The organism is Ectothiorhodospira marina (assembly GCF_900109495.1).
GTDB classification, from domain to species: Bacteria; Pseudomonadota; Gammaproteobacteria; order Ectothiorhodospirales; family Ectothiorhodospiraceae; genus Ectothiorhodospira; species Ectothiorhodospira marina.
Map to the genome: position 1 here is coordinate 1 of NZ_FOAA01000019.1, position 18,905 is coordinate 18,905.

An 18,905-nucleotide genomic window follows, 5' to 3' on the forward strand; every position below is an offset into this window, starting at 1 on the left:
CCCGATGAAGCAGGAACCCACCGAAGCGACTCAAATCGCATCAGCGAATTGAGCGCCGTAGGAATCTCCGGCCTTCAGGCCGGAGAGGATGTCAAGATTGGCGTTATTGGCTGGTTGGCCGGGTTGTCACCGGAGAGAACGGGAACCTTGGTCTCTTTGGCGTAGGCCGCCGCTTTGGCGATAAATGGGACGGCTCCGGTTCTGAAATTAATCTCGTTGCGGTGTTTCACGATAGCGAATTTGCCAATAAAGATTTCGGTATCACCGCACAGCAATCGGCTGCGTCTGGCTTGAATGAAACTAGAATGAGCAGTGGATTTCGCTCACTTGGTATCAATTACAATTATCGCCATATTCTTAACAGAAATTGGCAGGTTTTCGGCGAGGCGCTCTATGAGCATTATAGTAGCGATGTTCGAGCTAGCCCAATTGCTCGCAGCAACTATGAAGCCGAAGTCGGCGTCGGGTTCATTTACGTATTCTAGATTGATTCACCTGGTATGGCTGTCTCGCTCCTCACCCAGCCAGCGCTCGATGCGCAAAGCCATCTTTGGTGAAATACCCGCGTGACCGTGAAGCACACGGGACAGTTTGGCAGCATGCCGCTCTGGATACCGTCCTTGGACCTATGGTGATCCGAACTACTACTCGCGTGCTGGCTTTTCACCCATCACCGAGGCGTTGGCTCCGGCGCCCTTCAAATTGAAGCAACCCGAAGGCTGGCTGGGACAACCCCTGGCGGGTGGGAAGATGATGCCTCTCAAGGAGGCATCGCACTGTATCCCGGCGCTCAATGATCCTGTCTTCTGGTAGGCGGGCATGGCCCTTGATCACCCAATCGGGTTTTCTGAAAAACCTTCATCGTGCGTGGCCTTCTATTACCAACTTTGATGCGATAGGCTGGCCGGTCGCCACGACCGCCCAGTGCGGTCAGCTCATCGTAAACGGAACCGCAGCACATGATCCTCACCCTCAACCAGCTTGAGCGGCACCTGTTCAAGGCCGCCGACATCCTGCGTGGGCGCATGGACGCCTCCGAGTTCAAGGAGTACATCTTTGGCATGCTCTTCCTGAAGCGCTGCTCGGATGTCTTCGAGCAGCGCCGGGAGGAGGTGCGTGACCAGCTCAGGCAGGCGGGAGCAGGCGAGGCCGATATCCTTCAGCAGATGGAGGCCCCCGACTGGTACCGGGCCACCTTCTATGTGCCGCTCCAGTCCCGCTGGTCGCACTTGCTGAACGAGGCCCACCAGGGTGTGGGCAGCGCGCTCAACAAGGCGCTGGCCGGCCTGGAGGAGCACAACCCCAGCCTGGCCGGGGTGCTGGAGCACATCGACTTCACCCGCAAGGTGGGCTCCACCACCCTGCCGGACAAGAAGCTCCGGGACCTGATCGTTCACTTCAGCGAATACCGCCTGCGCAACGAGGACTTCGAGTTCCCCGACCTGCTCGGCGCCGCCTACGAGTATCTGATCCGCGACTTCGCCGATTCCGCCGGCAAGAAGGGCGGCGAGTTCTACACCCCGCGCCCGGTGGTCCGCATGATGGTGCGGCTGATGAACCCCCAGGAGGGGCACAGCGTGTACGACCCCTGCATGGGGTCCGGGGGTATGCTGATCCTCGCCAAGGAATATCTGGAAGAGCAGGGCGGCAATCCGCGCCTTCTCAACCTGTTCGGCCAAGAGGCCTCCGGCTCGGTCTGGGCCATCGCCAAGATGAACATGCTGCTGCACGGCGTGAATAGCGCCGACCTGCGCAACGACGACACCCTCACCGACCCACAGCATGTGGAGGGCGGCGAACTCAAGCGTTTCGACCGCATCCTCACCAATCCGCCGTTCTCCATCGGCTACACCCCCAGCCCGCACTTCCCCGAGCGCTTCCACTACGGCAGCGTGCCGGAGGGGGCCAAGAAGGCCGACCTGATGTTCCTGCAGCACATGGTGGCCTGCCTCAAGTCCGATGGCCGCCTGGCCACCGTCATGCCCCACGGCGTGCTGTTCCGGGGTGGTGACGAGAAGCGCATCCGCGCCGGTCTGCTGGAGGATGATCTGGTGGAGGCGGTGATCGGCCTGGCACCCAATCTCTTTTACGGCACCGGCATCCCCGCCAGCATCCTGGTGCTGCGGGCCAAGGGGGCCAAGCCCGACGAACGCCAGGGCCGGGTGCTGTTCATCAACGCCGACCGGGAATTCTTTGAAGGCCGCGCCCAGAACCATCTGCTGCCGGAGCATATCGAGAAGATCGCCAGCACCTATGACGCCTTCGAGGATGTGCCCGGCTTCGCCCGGGTGGTGCTGGTTTCGGAGTTGCGGGACAACGACTACAACCTCAACATCCGCCGCTACGCCGACAACACCCCGCCGCCGGAGCCGCAGGATGTCCGCGCCCACCTGAAGGGTGGCGTACCGGTGGCCGAGATCGACGCCAAGCGCCCGCTGTTTGATGCCCAGGGCCTCGACCCCCTGGGGCTATTCACGCCCAGGGTAGATGACCCTGACTACGTGGATTTTACCGGGCATCTGACCGAGAAACGCGACCTCAAACCCGCCGTCGAGGCGGATGCCGGTCTCATCGCCAAGGAGGCCCGGGTGATGGCCGCCTTCGAGCGCTGGTGGACCGAGCACGGTGGCAGCATCACCGGCCTGTCCGGCAATGGGGGCCGCCTCACCCAACTGCGCGACGAACTGCTGGGCAGCTTCTCGGCGGCCCTGGAACCCACTGCCATGCTGGACCGTTTCGCAGTACGAGGCATCATTGCCGGCTTCTGGTTCGACAACAAGAACGAGTTCCGCACCCTGCAGGCCCGCGGCTGCCTGGGCGTGGTGGACGCCTGGCGCACCGCCATCGTGAGCCTTTTGGAAGACGAGCAGAGCAAGGCCAATCCCCTCGACCACCGTCTGGTCCACTTTCTGATGGAGGACTATGTGGCGGAACTGGAAGAGCTGGCCACCCGCAAGGCGGAACTGGAAGCCCTCATCAAGGCCGCCAAGGCCAAGCCCGACGGTGATGACGGCGACGAGACGGAATCCGAAAGCAGTGAGGACGACGATGCCCCGACGCCGGAGCAGATCAAGACCTGGAAGAGCGAGCGCACCCAGGTCAGGAAGCAGCACAAGGCCAAGGTCGCCAGCTTCGAGGCACACCTGAACGCCGCCGTGGACGCCCTGGACGAGCCGGCCGCCGCCGAACTGGTGGGCACCATCCTGCACAACGACCTCAAGGGCATCCTGGAGCGCTACATCCGCCAGCAGCGCCAGCAGGTGATCGCGGCGTTCGAGACCTGGTGGGACAAGTATCGGGTGACGCTGGGGGAGATTGAGGCCGAGCGGGATGCGGCTGCGAGGGCGTTGCGGGGGTATTTGGAGGGGTTGGGGTATGTGTGAGTGGAAATCAATCCAACTTGGCGATCACGCCGAGATCCTTTCTGGCTTCCCTTTCCCATCGGAGGGTTTTTCGCAGGAAGAAGGGGTGCCCCTAATCAGAATCAGGGATCTCCTTGCCGGTGAGGTGGAAACCTATTTTATCGGACCTTATCCCGATGAGTTTGTCATCGATGATGGTGACACCCTTATAGGGATGGATGGCGATTTCAATATCGTTCGCTGGGCTAAAGGGAAAGCACTCCTTAACCAGCGGGTATGTAAAGTTTTTGCCTCGACCATCGAACTAGATGATGGATACCTGTTCTGGCTCCTCGCAACCGAGCTTCAGAACATTCACCAGAAAACTCCCCAAACGACTGTCAGGCACTTGTCAGTTAGGGACCTGACCCAGCTTCGCCTTGAAGCCCCCCCGGTTAATGAGCAACGTCTCATCGCCCGTATCCTCGACACCCTCGACACCCAAATCCAGAAAACCGAGGCGCTGATTGCCAAGCTGGAGAAGGTCAAGGAGGGCCTGCTCCACGACCTTTTGACTCGCGGCATCGACGAGAACGGCCAGCTCCGCCCCAGCCCCGAGCAGGCGCCGGAGCTTTACAAGGATTCGCCGCTGGGGTTGATTCCGAGGGAGTGGAAAGTTGATTCGCTTAAAAGCAAAAGTGAAAGTGGCACTCCTTATCTTCGAACTGGCCCATTTGGCTCCTCGCTAAAAGGGGAGCACTGGAAAAAGCAAGGCCACCCCGTCATAACGATAGGTTCCTTGGGTAAGGGCCAATTCATAAAAGAAGAGCTTTTATATGTTGACAGTCGAGACGCTCAACGACTTATCGATTTCCAGTTGAGCCATGGCGATATCGTTTTTTCCCGCGTTGCTGATGTTGGGCGATCAGTAGTTGTTACAGAGAACGAAGACGGATGGATAATGTCATCCAATCTAATGAGAATATGTCTTGATAAAGAGGCTGCCAAGCCTGAATTTTTGCAAGCTCAGCTAGGCTCATTCTTCATAAAAAATCAAATCATAAGAAAAGTTAACTCCGGTGGGCGTGACGTGGCTAATAGCGAGATAATTTCTCAGCTACTTTTTTTCTGGCCTTCACAAGAAGAGCAAATAAGAATTTGCAACCGAGTAAATGCCTTATCTGATGTGTTGGACACAAGAGCTCAGGAGCTCAGAGCACTTCTGCAGATTAAGGCTGGCCTCATGAACGACCTCCTCACCGGCCGCGTCCGCGTCATCTCGCTGCTCGACCAGGCCCAAGCCCAGGCCACCACCCCGGCATAGACCGGGGCTTCCATAACATCAGGATTACATCATTCAGGGAACCCTCCATGACCACCTTCGACAGCACCAAGCGTTCTCTCCCGGAACTGCTCAAGGACATCACCACCGGCAAGATCCAGCTCCCCGATTTCCAGCGCGGTTGATCGTCAACCCCCGCATGACACTTGGCCGACGAGGGGGGTATCATGAACGGACAGATCCAAACCACAGAGACAGGGAAGGCAATTCATGAACGTATCGATCCCCGACTGGACGGCGGAAGGGGTTTTGCCGCCGGTGGATGCTGGCGATCCGACTTCCTTGAATCGCTCACCTTATCATGTGTCGCTGCTCGATCTCGTGGAGCATTTCGGTACATCAAAAGAGCGTATCAGGATACTGGACGGCTTCCTTCGCTACCGGAGTGGCCTGCATGAGGCAGGATTGATACAAGGGTTCCAGTGGCTGGATGGGAGCTATATGGAGCACGTCGAAGCGATAGAAAAACGATCGCCGAATGATATCGATGTGGTCAGTTTCATTGAGTTCCCGTCAGGGATGAGCGAGATGGAAATCAAGACCCATTATTCCGATATCATAGGGCTCACCAGAAACAGCAGGACGTTGATCAAAAGACAATTGATGGTAGACGCCTTCATGGTTCCGCTCAATAGGGCGTCCAGCGTTGATTTGGTGGCATTGAGCACCTACTGGTACGGCGTCTGGTCTCATCGAAGAGACAGAGCATGGAAGGGATTCATTCAGGTGTCTCTGATGCCGGATCATGCAGCAAGGGCGCGTCTTGACTCCCTTATGGGTCAGGAGGAAAACGTATGAATCAGCAGGAGTATATTGACCTTCAAGCCGAGTGCAATACGCTCAGGGGTATGTTGGCTGGAATCCCTGAAGACCGGGTACTTTCCAGAGCCAGCCTGGAGCTTCGGCTTGAAGAACTCGAAGAAAGATTAGCGGACTCTTCTGCTCTGGAACAAGAGCCCGTTAAGGCAGTGCTGACATTCAGCGGCCGTCCGGTGTCGGGTTCTAAGGGGGTTCTGGCTGCCTTCGCTGCCAAGGCACTGTCTGCTTTTTCGGAAGCCATCACCGCTGTCGGCGCCTCCCATCACGCCATATTGGCACCGACAGGACCTGTGCCTAATCGCGATCAGTATCAGATGATGATCACCGGTACTGCTCGCGGCTCATTCGGCTTTCAGCTTCAGGAATCGTCGGCACAACTGGAGTTTTATCAGGACAGCACTGTAGCCAAGGCACTGGAAGCAACCCGCAGCTTGCTTGATGGAAGTATTGGCGTTGATGATGAGCAACTCGCTGAAGCAGCCGCTGATATGGATCAGCGTGCCCTGGACAAGATCCGAGGCTTTGTCAGCATCCTGAATGACCATGATGCCACCTGCTCCTTGATGCATGCAGACAAGTCATTTAGTTTCAGGAACTCGGGGCAAGTCCGGCGCAGCCTGGAGCGACTGAGCCAGGAGTATCTTTCCGAAAACGAACAGGCTCTTTTGATCAGATTCGGTGGTGCTTTGCCTCATAAGGGAAGTTGCGAATTTCAGATCGAAGACAGCAAGGAGTGGCTGACGGCAAAGATTGGCCCAGGTGTTGAAAACCCGGACGCCATCAACGACCACCGTAATGAAATGGTCGAGGCAAAGATGCTGATCACCCAGGCCGGACGGGGCAGGCCCCGCTACAAGCTTCTGGAGCTACCTCGTTGGGCAACGGGTGATCCGAAGGTGGCTGAACCGTAAGGCAGGTTCATCACACTTTGGAGCTACGGCTTAGCACTTCTGCAAGCCGATGGTGGAGCGGGTCAGGCAAGCGGTAGGGACTTGAATCGGGACTTGCCGGAGCGCAGCCTGGTTTCGATGCTGCGGCTGGCCTCGCCGGTCTCCACGGCGGTGGAGGAGGCAACGCTCTTCAGGAGGGCGTCACGGCTCACAATGCGGCGCTTCTTGGGGGAGCGGGATGTGATCATGTCAGTCTCTCCTGGCTGGTATGCTCATTTTACGCGCATACCGCGCCCCCTGCATCAAAAACCCTACAGCAGCACGGAGCAGCCACGGCATGGCAGGTCCCGAATATACGGATGTCGAAAAGCCCTTCATCGACCAGCTGGTGGGGCAGGGCTGGGCGTTTCTGGCCGGCTCGGTGGACGATCCCGCCGTGACCCACCGGGACAGCTTCGCCCAGGTGGTGATGGAGCCGCTGCTACGGGAGCAGTTGCGCGCCATCAACCTGCGCGACGGCAAGCCCTGGCTCGATGAGGTGCGATTGGATCAGGCCGTGGCGGCCATCACCCGGCTCCCCGCCAGCAAGGTGCTGGAGGCCAATCAGCAGGCTACCGACCTGCTGCTCAATGGTCTGTCGGTGGAGGGCCTTGAAGGGTGGGACGGAGGCCGTGGCCAGACGCTGCGATACATCGACTGGGAGGAACCTGCCAACAACGTCTTCACCGTGGTCAACCAGTTCAAGGTGAAGTGCCCGCCCGGCCACGATGGCGCCAAGGGCCACGTGATCCCCGATCTGGTGCTGTTCGTCAACGGCATCCCGCTGGTGGTGGTGGAGTGCAAGAGTCGCAGCGCCCCGGAGGGCATGAGCCAGGCAGTGGATCAGTTGCGCCGCTACCATGATCAGCGCTGGCTGGACGGCGAGGTGGGCGAGCACGAGGGGGCACCGGCCCTGTTCGCCACCACCCAGTGCCTGGTGGCCAGCAACTTCGACGACGCCCGGGTGGGCACCGTCGGCGCCCGCTTTGCCCACTACCTGAGCTGGAAGACGGTGGCCCCCCGGCGCGAAGCCCACGTGGCCCTGGACCTGGGCGTGGCGGATCTTTCCGCCCAGCAACGCCTGATCGCCGGGATGCTGACCCGGGCCAACCTGCTGGACATCGTGCGCCATTACACCCTGTTCATGAACCTGGGCGGCCAGACCATCAAGCTGGTCTGCCGCTATCAGCAGTTCCGCGGCGTGACCCGGGCCGTGGAGCGGCTGAAACAGGGCAAGACCCGCCGAGAGGATGGCGAAGCGGATCGCCGTGGTGGCATCGTCTGGCATACCCAGGGCAGCGGCAAGAGCCTGTCCATGGTGTTTCTGGTCCGCAAGCTGCGTACCGACCCCGCCCTGCGACGCTTCAAGGTGGTGGTGATCACCGATCGCAAGGATTTGCAGACCCAGCTCTCCAACACCGCCCGACTCACCGGGGAGAGTGTGGAGAAGGCGCGCAACACCGCCGGGCTCAAGAAGTTGCTGGCCCGGGAGGGCCCCGGTCTGGTGTTCGGCACCATTCAGAAATACCGCGACCCGGATGCCGAAGGGGAGGGCGATGCCTATGAGATCCCCGAGGGCCGGGGGCTGCACTGGGCGCACCGGGATGTGGCTGAACCACTCCCGGTGAGCGGCAGCCGCACCCCGAAGAAACCCACCCTGAGCGAGCCCTTCGAGGTGCTCAACACCAGCGAGGACATCCTGATCCTGGTGGACGAGGCCCACCGCACCCAGGCCGGCGACCTGCACGCCAACATGATGCGCGCCCTGCCCAACGCGGCCCGCATCGGTTTTACCGGCACGCCCATCATCATGGGCGACAAGAAGCGCACCCACGACATCTTCGGCGAGTACATCGACCGCTACACCATCAAGGAGTCGGAGCAGGACGGCGCCACCGTGCCCATCCTCTATGAGGGGCGCACCGCCAAGGGGGCGATCAAGGACGGTGCCAGCCTGGATGGCCTGTTCGAGGACCTGTTCCGCAATCATAGCCCGGACGAGCTGGAGGCCATCAAGAAGAAGTACGCCACCAAAGGACAGATCTTTGAGGCGCCGCAACTGATCCAGGAAAAGGCCCAGGACATCCTGCGCCACTACGTGACCCATATCTTGCCCAACGGCTACAAGGCCCAGCTGGTGGCTTATAGCCGCCGCGCGGCATTGCGCTACGTTGAGGTCCTGGAGGCAGCCCGCGCCGAGCTGCTGGAAGAGTCGCTGGCCCTCTCCCCCGAGGACAAGGCGCTGGATGATACCCAGCTGCTCACGCGGCCCCTGCGGGTGAAGGCGGCGATCCAGGCCTGGCGCTATCGTCAGGTGCTGCGCCAACTGGCGTTCGCCGTGGTGTTCAGCAGCGGCAACAACGATGATCCCACCTGGGCAAAGTGGAGCGACCGCGCCGCCGTCGACAGCCATATAGAGCGCTTCAAGAAGCCCCTGCCGCCGCTGGACGGCACGCCGCCCACCGATGCCTCCAAGCACGATCCGCTGGCCTTCCTGATCGTCAAGAGCATGCTGCTGACAGGCTTTGATGCCCCCATCGAGGGCGTGATGTACCTGGACCGGTCCCTGCGGGAGGCGGAGTTGCTGCAGGCCATTGCCCGGGTCAACCGCACCGGTCACGGCAAGACCCACGGCATCGTGGTGGACTATTTCGGCGTGGCCAACCACCTCAAGGAGGCCCTGGCCGCCTACAGCGAGGAGGATATCGAGGGCGCCCTGCAAAGCCTCAAGGACGAGATCCCCCTGCTGCGCGACCGCCATCTGCGGGTCATCGACGTGCTGCGCGGGCAGGGGGTGGATGACCTGGACGACACCGAGGAAGCCGTGCAGGCGCTGGCCGATGAGCGGGTGCGAGCCGAGTTCATGGTCAAGCTCAAGGCGTTCAATCGCGGCCTGGACGACGTGCTGCCGCGCCCCGAAGGGCTGGAGTTCGTCAACGACGCCAAGCGGCTCGCCTATATCCACGCCCTGGCCCGCAACCGTTACAAGGACACCCCGGAACTGGGTCAGGACATCGGCAACAAGGTGCGCAAGCTGATCGACGATTATGTGATCTCCCTGGGCATCGACCCACGCATCCCGCCGGTACAACTCACCGATGCCGAGTTCGATGCGCACCTGGGCCGCCAGGTGGGGGATCGCGCCAAGGCCTCGGAGATGGAGCATGCGGTTCGCTCTCATGTACGCAAGCACTTGGACGAGGATCCGGTGAAGTATGGCCGTCTCAGCGAGCGCCTGGAGGAGCTGCTTCAGCAACTGGATGGCCAGTGGGCCGAACAGGTGGAGGCCCTGGAGGGCCTGATCCATCAACTCCGTGACGGGGTCGCCATCGACGGTGAGGCGATCCCGGACATGCCCGCCCATGCCGAGCCCTTCTGGCGGGAACTGGTGGCCAGCAGTGGCCAGACTCTGGAGCAGATGGACGAGGCCCAGGCCCGCAAGCTGTGGGAGACCACCGAGGAACTGGTGGAACTGATCCAGGAGGAGATCGCCATCCCCGACTTCTGGAAACCCTCCCATATCCCGGACCAGGAAGCCCTGCGCCAGGAGGTATTCACCACGCTGATGATCAAGTGCGTTGTCCCATTCGACCGCGGCAGAGAGGTGACACAGCGGCTCCTGGACCTGGCCCGCAGCAATCACGACAAGCTGGTGAACGCATGACCCAGCTGGCCGTGGATGATCTCACCTTCGAGGTGCGCGAAAGCGCGCGCCGCAAGACGTTGGAGATCACTGTGGACCGGGACGGCGAGCTGATCATTGCCGCGCCCAGCGGGACCGATGAGCAGCACCTGCGCGACTTTGTGATGGAAAAGCGGCTGTGGATCTACCGCAAGCTGGCGGAAAAGGCCGAAAGCCGCCGCGAGTTGCCGCAAAAGCAGTACGTCAACGGCGAGGGATTCCTCTACCTGGGCCGCAGCTACCGACTCAAGCGCATACCCGATGATGCCCAGGACATCCCGCTCAAACTCGTGGCAGGGCGCTTCCAGCTCCGCGAGGACGCCCTACCCGAAGCCCGGGAACACTTCATCCACTGGTACGGTGCCCGCGCCACGGACTGGCTGACCGCCAGGGTGAAGGCGCAGGCCCGGCGCATGGGGGTGGAACCGGCGGGCGTGAAGGTCCAGGACCTGGGCTATCGCTGGGGCTCCTGCGGCAAGGGGAACCGGGTCTACTTCCACTGGAAGACCATCCTGCTGCCCCGCCCCATCGCCGATTATGTGGTGGTGCATGAGCTGGTTCACCTGCACGAGCCCCATCACACCCCTGCGTTCTGGCGTCGCCTGGAGCGGGCCATGCCGGACTATGAGCAGCGCAAGGACTGGCTGGCGCGGCATGGGATCGAGGTGGAGGGGGTTTCCTGAAGAACTACTATTCTCACAAACCGCTGAGGCTGTTGCCCTCCGCGAAGGCACTAATCAGGATGAACTGCTGTTGTTTTTTTGACTAGCTCAGTTTCATATTCAACTCCATGTTGCTTTAGATAATTACGTATCAACTGACGCACCACTTGAGAAGGAGTCAAATCCTGTGAAGCACATAAGTGCTCAAGGGCCTTCTTCTTGTTTGGGGCTATGAGCAGAGTGAGACGGGCAGTTTTGTTTTCCATTAGATTTTTCCACGACATTAACATTAAATACCTAGTTCACTTCACTTATCATGGCAATGCTTGAACGCCGATCTGGTCATGCAATACCTTGACATGCCATTGCCCCGTATTTTCACTTTATGTTAATGTAATCAATATTTTTTCCATATAAAATGATGAGCCAAGGATAGGCTCATCTTAGCGGGAGATCATCGCATGTCGCGCCGAAGACGTTCAGTCGAACTGCCCAGCATATCCACGGGCCTGCGCGCCGCCTGGCATGATGGTTATGGACTCGCGGATCTGCGTAAGGATGTGATGGCCGGCCTCACTATAGGCACCGTGGCCGTGCCACTGTCCATGGCATTGGCGATTGCCACGGGCGTCCCGCCTCAGCACGGCCTCTACACGGCTATTGTGGCCGGCGCCATCATCGCCCTAACCGGCGGTTCCCGTTTCAATGTGTCCGGCCCGACGGCCGCCTTTGTGGTCATCCTTTTCCCCATCGTTCAACAGTACGGCCTGGGGGGGTTGCTCATCGCCTCCATGATGGCGGGCATGATCCTGGTGACGTTAGGGGTCACCCGCATGGGCCGACTTATCCAGTTTGTCCCCTACCCGGTTGTACTGGGGTTTACGGCGGGTATCGCGGTCGTGATCGCGGTCTTGCAGATTCCTGATTTTTTCGGACTGGAAACAGGCTCGCTGACTGAACACTTCGTTGAAAATGTTTGGGTCATCGTGACTTCATTCCCCACCTTGCAGCCGCTAGAGTTAGGCGTGGGTGTATTTACCCTGCTCGTCATGCTCGTCTGGCCACGTTTTCATCTACCCATTCCGGCGCCCCTTGTCGGTTTGGTGGTGGGCGCCATCGCGGCGTATTTCGTCAATCAATGGCTGAGTGGCCAGGAAAGCAGTGCTGCCGTTGAGACGATTGCATCGCGCTTCACTTGGGAGGCCAACGGGGAAACAGGCATTGGCATACCCCCCATCCCACCCACTTTCATGGCCCCTTGGCTATTGCCCGGACCAGATGGTGAGCCGCTGCAGCTGAGCTTTGACCTGATACGAGCACTCCTCGGTCCGGCTTTTGCCATTGCCATACTGGGTGCCATTGAGTCGCTGTTATGCGCGGTCGTGGCCGATGGCTTGACCAAGACGAAACATGATCCCAATGCTGAGTTGATAGGTCAGGGGTTGGGGAATATGGCTGCGCCACTATTTGGTGGAATTACAGCAACGGCCGCGATTGCCCGGACGGCCACCAATATCCGCAGTGGCGCCCGGTCCCCGATCGCCGCAGTGATCCACGCATTGGTGGTCCTGCTTGCCGTCATCGCGCTGGCCGGGTTGCTCGGCATGGTACCCATGGCGGCACTGGCGGCCCTTCTCTTCATCATTGCATGGAATATGAGTGAGGCAAGACATGTCCTGCACACACTCCGTTCAGCGCCGCCAGGCGATGTAGCCATCCTCGTTACATGCTTCGGCCTCACTGTCATTTTTGACATGGTATTGGCTGTGGCAGTAGGCATTGGGTTGGCTGCCGCATTGTTCATCAGGCGAATGGCTTCACTGACTCAAACTGATCATGTGGAGACCAAAAACCATCCCACAATCGGAGGGCTCCCTGCTGAAGTGGCAGTATATGACGTCAACGGGCCATTATTTTTCGGGGCTGCGGAAAAGGCATTGAGTTCGCTGCATCTGGCAGATCCCAAAGTGAAGACCATCATTGTTGATATGCACGATGTACCGAGCATGGACGGCACGGCCATTGTTGCGGTCCAGTCACTGATTGCAGAAATGACGCGTCAGGGGGTTGGGCTGATCCTTGTTGGCTTGCAGCCAAGGATAATAACCAAGTTGCGTCGCGCAGGTGTACGCAAGGTGGCGGGATCTCTCACGCACTGCCGAAATTTAACGCAAGCGGGGATGGTGGCTCTGCGTTGGCATAAAGAACTGAGTGATCAAAAATCCGGTGTGGGTGCTGAAGATCACTAACGAGTTTTGGTTCCACATGTCACGGGAAACTCGTCCGCCTGGGAGTGGTACTCCATTCGCGATGAGCGGAGAGTTCCCAGTTGGAAGGGAAGCGCTCGGTGGTGATGGGGCGGTCGTCGGTGTGTCCCTCCACGGCAATCCGTTCCACCTCAGAGCTCAACAACGGGACGAGTGTCTCCAGCAGTCGCCCCCCTCTGGCAAGAGTTCGGCGCGGCCGCTGGAAAAGAGGATCCCCTCGTTCAGCCGCAATTCCACCTACCCGGATGTCTCGGGGCCACATCGTGTCCGGGTCTCTGGCAAGATAGGCACCTTCAACGTCTAGGGATCCGGAACGCGGTATGGCGCACCTGTTACGCATCGTGATGATTCACGGCCATCTTGAGGGGGTGGTCGAGCTGGATGTGGACGGCCACACCAACATCTGTGGCACCAACGCCTCGGGCAAGACCACCCTGCAGCGTCTGGTGCCGGTGTTCTACGGTGAGTTGCCCAACAAGGTGGTGCCCAGAACGCGGCAGAAGTTCGATTCCTTCTACTTGCCGCACCGTAACAGCTATCTGGTCTACGAATACCGTCGTGAAGCGGGCGACGTCTGTCAGGCGATACTCACCCGCAAGAGCGACGGCGGCGTGGAATATCGCTTCGTCAGTGGGCCCTATCGCCCCGAGGACTACCTGGTCACGAGCGAGGGTGGTGTGACCGCACTGGACTATGCCCAGTGGGCCAACGGCCTGCGCCGCCAGGGTGTCGAGGTGTCGCAGAAACTCGCTGCCAGTTCCGAATATCGCGCGGTGATTCAGAACGATTTCACCCAGCAATACGGCAACAGTCGCGAGGCACTGCGCCTACGCCAGATGGCGGCTCGCTTCAGCCTGGTGCGTGCGGGGCAGCGCATCCGTCACATGGAAAAACTGGTCTCGGCGGTGCATGCCAAGGAGGGCAAGATGGACACCCTCAAGACCATGCTGGCGGCCATCTTCGAGGAGGATGGCGTCGAGTTGCCGGTGACCCGCATCCGCAACACCAAGGCCCGGGAGTGGATCGCCCGCATGCGTCAGTCCATGCGTCTGGCCCCTCTGCAACGCACCTTGGGAGAACTGCAGCGGCTCGATCGTGAGGTCGCGGATCTGGAGGTGTCGCTGTGTCAGCTTCGGCCCCAGCTCAAGGCCGACCTCCACCGTGCCGAGCGCGCCGGCGCTGACCTTGAGGGCCGGCTCAATGCGCTGCGACGTGACTTCCAGGAGCGCGATCAGGCCCATGAAGAAGCCCGTGGCGCCCTCAACGACCGCATCAGCGAGCTGGACAGCGAACTGGATCAGACGCGACGCGTGCTCGACGACCTGCAGCGTCAGTTCGAGGCCTTCAAGGAGGCCGACATGCCCGGGCTTGAGCGCGACCTTGAGGCACTGCCCCATTGGCGCGAGGAGTGGCAGCAACTGCGTGATCACCTGGAACTGATGCAGCAGGCGGCGCAGGAGAGCAGGGTACGCCTGAATGCCCGGCTGGTGGAGCTTGGCGACCTGCTCGAACGCCGCGGCGATGAGACCCAGGCGCGCATCGATGCCCTCGACAAGGAGAAGGAAGCCTGCCGAGCGGCCCGGAGTGAAAAGGAACAGCGCCTAGAGACCGACTATCAGGACCGCCGAAAGGCACTGGATGATGGTTACCGCAGCCGCCTGGATGAGGGCGCCACCCGGCTTGCCGAACTCAAGGCCCAGCTGGCCCATGACAGCCAGACAACCGAGGAGGCCCACGAGGCCCAGCAGGTCCAGGCCCGGGTCGACCAGGCTCAGAGCGAACAAAGTGCGGCCGCCGCCGCAGTGGAGGCGGTACGCGGCGAACTCGAGGCGCGCAAGCGTGAACGCGATCCTGCCGAGCAGGATCTGGAGCTTGCCCGTCAGCAGTGCTCCCGGGCCGAACTGCGCCTTGATGGGTTGCTGATCCAGCGGGATCCTGCCCAGGGCAGCCTGCGCCATTTTCTGCGCCACCACCGCCCGGGTTGGGAGCAGAGTCTCGGCAAGGTGATCGCCCCGGAACTGCTTGAGCGCCGCGACCTGGCCCCGCAGTTCAACGACGCTGCCAGCGATGATCTTTATGGGCTGGTGGTGGATCTCGCTGCCATCGCCCTGCCGGATCATGCCTGGGATGAGACCACCTTGCTGGCCGAGATCGAGACTGCCCAGCAGGCACTGAACCAGGCGGGAAAGGCCAAAGAGGCGGCCGAGAAGGCGCTCAAGGCCCATAACGATAAGGTGCAGGAGGCCTCTGCACGCCTCGATCGTGCCCGCACCGCACACCGCCACGCCGCTGAAGAGGTGGACTATGCCCTGCAGGCGCGCAGCCAGTGCCAACAGCGCCACGATGCGGCCCGTCAGGCACGTCGGGCTGCCTGCCGCGAGGCCCTCGAAGAACAGGAGACTCTGCAGCAGGCACTGAATGAGGAGCGGGAGCAGTCACTGCAGGCGCTGGCCGAAACCCACCATGCTCAGAGCCGGGCGCTCAACGACGAATTCCAGGGGCTTCTCGCCGGTTTTGATGAGCAAATCGCCCAGCATCGGTGCCAGTTGGCCGAATTCAAGAAAGAAAACCGCCGTCAGCGCGAGGAGCTCGAGGCCGCCTTCGAGCGTGAATTGGCCGAGCAGGGCGTGGACACCGCCAGCCTCAACGAGACCCGCTCACGCTCTAAAGCACTAGAGCAACGTATTCGTCAGACCGAGGGCCGTCGTGAGGAACTCGAAGCCTACACGCGCTTCATGCGGGTGGACTGGGGCGAGCGCAAGCCGCACCTGATAGCCCGGCAGACCGAGCTTGGTCGCGAGCACCAGAGCGCCATCCGCGAGCGGGAGCAGCTCAAGCAGCAGTTCGAGACGGCTCGGAAAGAACATCGGGCAGCGATCGCTGATCTCGAGAAACGTCGCGCTGCTGAACAGCAGCTGGTCGACACCCTCGCACCGCTGCTCACCCGGCTCGATGCGCTGCACCTGGACTACGCGCCGGCATCCCAGGGCGAGGTTCCAGGGGATGTCTCAGAGCGCATCGAGCGCGTCCGTCAGGGGCTGGCGGATCACGTTCGCACCCAGGACGAACTGCGTCAGGGCTGTCAGAACATGGAGTCCGACCTCATCAAGGGCGCCAGTGCGGATTTTCATGAGACCCTGGATGCGGAGCGCGCCCGGCTTGAAGACACCAGCCCCCGGCGCATGCTCGGCGTACTGGCGGGCATGCTCCAGTTGCTGGAGGGCCGACAGGAGCAACTCCAGCAGGAAGGACGCAACATGGGGGACGACCTGGACAAATTCTTCACCGTGTTCCGCGACCTCAACCGACGCATCAACGCCCAGAGCCGACGCCTCTCCGACGAGGTGGCCGATGACCTCAAGCTGGAGGGCATCGGCCGCGCCGAGGTGAAGATCCAGTCCACCATCGATGAGCTGGGTTTCTGGGAGCCGCTCAAGCGCTTCACCCAGCACTACCGGGAGTGGCGTGACTCCGGCCAGCCGCTGCCGGGCGACGATTATCTGGATGCCCTGGCCGACGTGGTGGAGTTGTTGCGTAGCGATCAGCAGTACAGCTTCGAGAGTCTGTTGCGCCTGGAGCTCCACCTGAACGAGGGGGGCACGGACCTGGTGATCAAGAGCGACCGCCAGTTGCTGGAGTCCTCCAGTCACGGCATGGCCTACCTGATCCTCTGCAAGTTCCTGCTGGCCTTCACCCGGTTGCTGCGCGGCGAAGCCCAAGTGACCATTCACTGGCCCATCGACGAGATCGGTACCCTGGCTTATCCCAACGTGGAGAAGATCTTCAACGCTTGCGACAACAACCGCATCCATATTGTCGGCGCCTTCCCCAACCCGGAGTCGGACGTGCTGCTGCTGTTCCACAACCGCTACCTGATTGACCGCGATGCGTCGGACTCCGGCAAACGCCGGCTCAAGCGCATCGAACCGCGCCTGAGCCGCCTGGCTCAGCGCCTTCAGGCCCGCGCCGAGGAGGTGGCGCCATGATCGAACAGGGTCCCTTGCTGGAGCGCCTGCTGGCCGGCGATTTCATCTGCGCGGTGAGTGACGAGGCCGCCTTTCGTCATCTTCAGGATGAGTCGATCCGCGAACAGATCGACGCCTACCTGCGTCCGCTCAATCGTCGCCTGGCCACCAACACCGACGGCACGGTTTACTTCCTCGCCTGGCTGCGGCTCGATGAGGCCGCCCGGGAGCAGCTTTCGCGCCAGCTGGGCGACACCGTGGGGAGCCTGATGCCGATGCTGGAGTGGTTGCAGTGGGTACAGGAGGCATTGGGCCGTGATGGCCTGGCGGGCCCCGGTGACGTGCTCAAGCCCGCCGACTTCAGCTCCCGTTGCGAGGACCACCAGGGCTTGCGTGAGCGCCTGGAGCGGCTGGCCTCCGACCCCTTCTTCGGCTCCCAGAGTGACCAGCTGGACGCCCAGCTCAAGCAGGTCTTCAAGCGCCTCAAGGAACACGGTTACCTGCAGCAGCCCCATGCCGATCGCCAGTACTACGTGGTGACCGGCAAGATCGACTACCTGATCGACCTGGTCCGATTCATCCGCGATGAGGAGAATCTGCCCATCGAAGATCAGGCGCCCACTCAACAGAGCCTGCTATGAGCGGCAGCGATCCCCATGCCCTGGAGAGCCGGCTGATCAGCACCGGTGTCGAGCGCCTGGCGCTGCTGGGCAAGCATGCCGAGACGCTGATGGCCGGCTACGCCTGCGATGAGGTGCCGCTGGAAGGGTTGAGCACCACCGCGCTGAATCGACTGTTGGCGGCGCGCATCCTGTGGCGGCCCGACGAACACAGTGGCGTCAAGCTGGCCCCCAAAGTGCGTGAGCTGATCGCCGAGATGCTGGCCGACGAGACCCGTCGCCACGTCAATGCCGACGTGGCCGAGACGCTCGAGCTGGTGCGCACGCTGGTGCAGAGCTATCGGGAGGCCCGCGACGCTGGCGAGTACTGGCGTCAGGAACAGCAGCTTCTGCGCCTGCGCCAGGAGGTGGACGACCTGAACGGCCGCTTTGCCGACGCCATCGACAGCCTGTGGCGGCGGCTCAACAGCGACTTTGGTTTCGTCAGTCGCCTGGGCGACAAGATCCGCGAGAACGAGCGCGCCCAGAAACAGATCGTGCGCCTGCTGGACGGCCTGGAACTGATCAAATTCGACGAACTGATCGAATTGGTGGGCAGCGATGGCGCCCTGCGCAAGCTACTGGTCAGCGGTCTGCAGCAGCAACTCACCCACCACTACACCAGCCTGCGGGAGGTGCAGCGGCGGCTGATCGAGCTGATGGCGCGCTTCCGTCAACAGCAGGCGCGCAGCCGCCTGGTGGCCGGCATGGTCGGGTTTTTGCGTGAGCACCCGAACTTCGTGCCCGGCAACTACGCCCTGCGCAGCCAGGTGCCGGAACTGATCAATCGGGCAGCGCCCATCATGCCCGCGGGTGCCGTGGCCCTGGACCACGATGCTGATGCCCGTCTGGTCGCTGAGCTGATTCACCACCTGCCTCGGCCCGCATCACGCCCGGAGCCGGTCACTGCCGCCGGCGCCGCCGAACTGCCCGAGGACACCCGGGTGACCGCACGCCAGCAGGCCCTCAGGGAGGATGTGGAGGGGTTCTACCTGGCGGTGGTGGATCATGACGGTGAGGCGCTGAGCGCGCTGGCGTATCTGCAGGAAAGTGATCTGGAGTGGGACCCGGAGATCTGGCTTTTCCAGGTGATCGCCGATTATCAGGGTCTGCCTGGCAGTGAACAGCGTGCCTTCCGGTTGCGTCAGGTGGAAACCCAGGCCAGCCCCTTCAACCATCTGTATCTGATCCACGATGTGCAACTGCAATTGGCACTGCTGCCGGCATGAGCCTGTCACC

The 18,905-nt window shown here is 61.1% G+C and carries 13 protein-coding genes; 11 read left to right on the forward strand and 2 right to left on the reverse strand.

The genetic code is table 11. The annotated features are described in order from the left end of the window. Positions 1–110 precede the first annotated feature (110 nt). From BMY52_RS15760 to BMY52_RS13405, 5 genes are all read left to right on the forward strand, one after another. Entirely contained in the window at positions 111–485 is a 375-nt protein-coding gene (locus BMY52_RS15760; protein WP_425429243.1) for a MipA/OmpV family protein, read from the forward strand. A gap of 474 nt (positions 486–959) precedes the next feature. Further along, complete coding sequence (locus tag BMY52_RS13390) at positions 960–3,383, forward strand: type I restriction-modification system subunit M (RefSeq protein WP_090255243.1); 2,424 nt, start codon at positions 960–962, stop codon at positions 3,381–3,383. Next, positions 3,376–4,665, forward strand: a complete 1,290-nt coding sequence (locus tag BMY52_RS13395; RefSeq protein ID WP_090255245.1) for a restriction endonuclease subunit S — start codon at positions 3,376–3,378, stop codon at positions 4,663–4,665. Before BMY52_RS13390 ends, BMY52_RS13395 begins: the two co-directional genes overlap by 8 nt. 228 nt (positions 4,666–4,893) lie before the next feature. Then, complete coding sequence (locus tag BMY52_RS13400) at positions 4,894–5,481, forward strand: DUF6932 family protein (RefSeq protein ID WP_025280493.1); 588 nt, start codon at positions 4,894–4,896, stop codon at positions 5,479–5,481. Next, a complete protein-coding gene (locus tag BMY52_RS13405) occupies positions 5,478–6,413 on the forward strand; it encodes a hypothetical protein (protein ID WP_090255247.1) in 936 nt (311 codons plus the stop codon). The genes BMY52_RS13400 and BMY52_RS13405 overlap by 4 nt, the downstream gene beginning before the upstream one ends. Before the next feature lie 62 nt (positions 6,414–6,475). On the opposite strand, the gene BMY52_RS15455 is transcribed toward BMY52_RS13405, so the two are convergent. Next, a complete protein-coding gene (locus BMY52_RS15455) occupies positions 6,476–6,640 on the reverse strand; it encodes a hypothetical protein (protein ID WP_169738292.1) in 165 nt (54 codons plus the stop codon). Between the two features lie 89 nt (positions 6,641–6,729). Here BMY52_RS15455 and BMY52_RS13410 point away from each other — a divergent pair, with 89 nt between their 5' ends. Continuing rightward, positions 6,730–10,095 carry a type I restriction endonuclease subunit R gene (locus tag BMY52_RS13410; RefSeq protein ID WP_090255249.1) on the forward strand — a complete coding sequence of 1,122 codons (3,366 nt, stop codon included), beginning with the start codon at positions 6,730–6,732 and terminating at the stop codon, positions 10,093–10,095. After that, a complete protein-coding gene (locus BMY52_RS13415; protein WP_090255251.1) occupies positions 10,092–10,796 on the forward strand; it encodes a M48 family metallopeptidase in 705 nt (234 codons plus the stop codon). The genes BMY52_RS13410 and BMY52_RS13415 overlap by 4 nt, the downstream gene beginning before the upstream one ends. Before the next feature lie 50 nt (positions 10,797–10,846). On the opposite strand, the gene BMY52_RS13420 is transcribed toward BMY52_RS13415, so the two are convergent. Further along, on the reverse strand, positions 10,847–11,041 hold the full coding sequence (locus tag BMY52_RS13420) for a CopG family transcriptional regulator (RefSeq protein WP_090255316.1): 195 nt from the start codon (positions 11,039–11,041) through the stop codon (positions 10,847–10,849). Positions 11,042–11,236: 195 nt separating this feature from the next. On the opposite strand from BMY52_RS13420, the gene dauA reads away from it, so the two are divergent. The 4 genes from dauA to BMY52_RS13440 all read left to right on the forward strand — a co-directional run bounded on the left by dauA (position 11,237) and on the right by BMY52_RS13440 (position 18,895). Beyond that, positions 11,237–13,024: a C4-dicarboxylic acid transporter DauA gene (gene dauA / locus BMY52_RS13425; protein WP_090255252.1), complete on the forward strand. Its 1,788-nt coding sequence runs from the start codon at positions 11,237–11,239 to the stop codon at positions 13,022–13,024. Positions 13,025–13,362: 338 nt separating this feature from the next. Beyond that, positions 13,363–17,028: an ATP-binding protein gene (locus tag BMY52_RS13430; protein WP_090255255.1), complete on the forward strand. Its 3,666-nt coding sequence runs from the start codon at positions 13,363–13,365 to the stop codon at positions 17,026–17,028. After that, on the forward strand, positions 17,025–17,648 hold the full coding sequence (locus BMY52_RS13435; RefSeq protein ID WP_090255257.1) for a condensin complex protein MksE: 624 nt from the start codon (positions 17,025–17,027) through the stop codon (positions 17,646–17,648). Before BMY52_RS13430 ends, BMY52_RS13435 begins: the two co-directional genes overlap by 4 nt. After that, positions 17,645–18,895, forward strand: coding sequence for a hypothetical protein (locus tag BMY52_RS13440; RefSeq protein WP_090255259.1), 1,251 nt, complete (start codon positions 17,645–17,647; stop codon positions 18,893–18,895). The genes BMY52_RS13435 and BMY52_RS13440 overlap by 4 nt, the downstream gene beginning before the upstream one ends. The last annotated feature ends 10 nt before the right edge of the window (positions 18,896–18,905 follow it).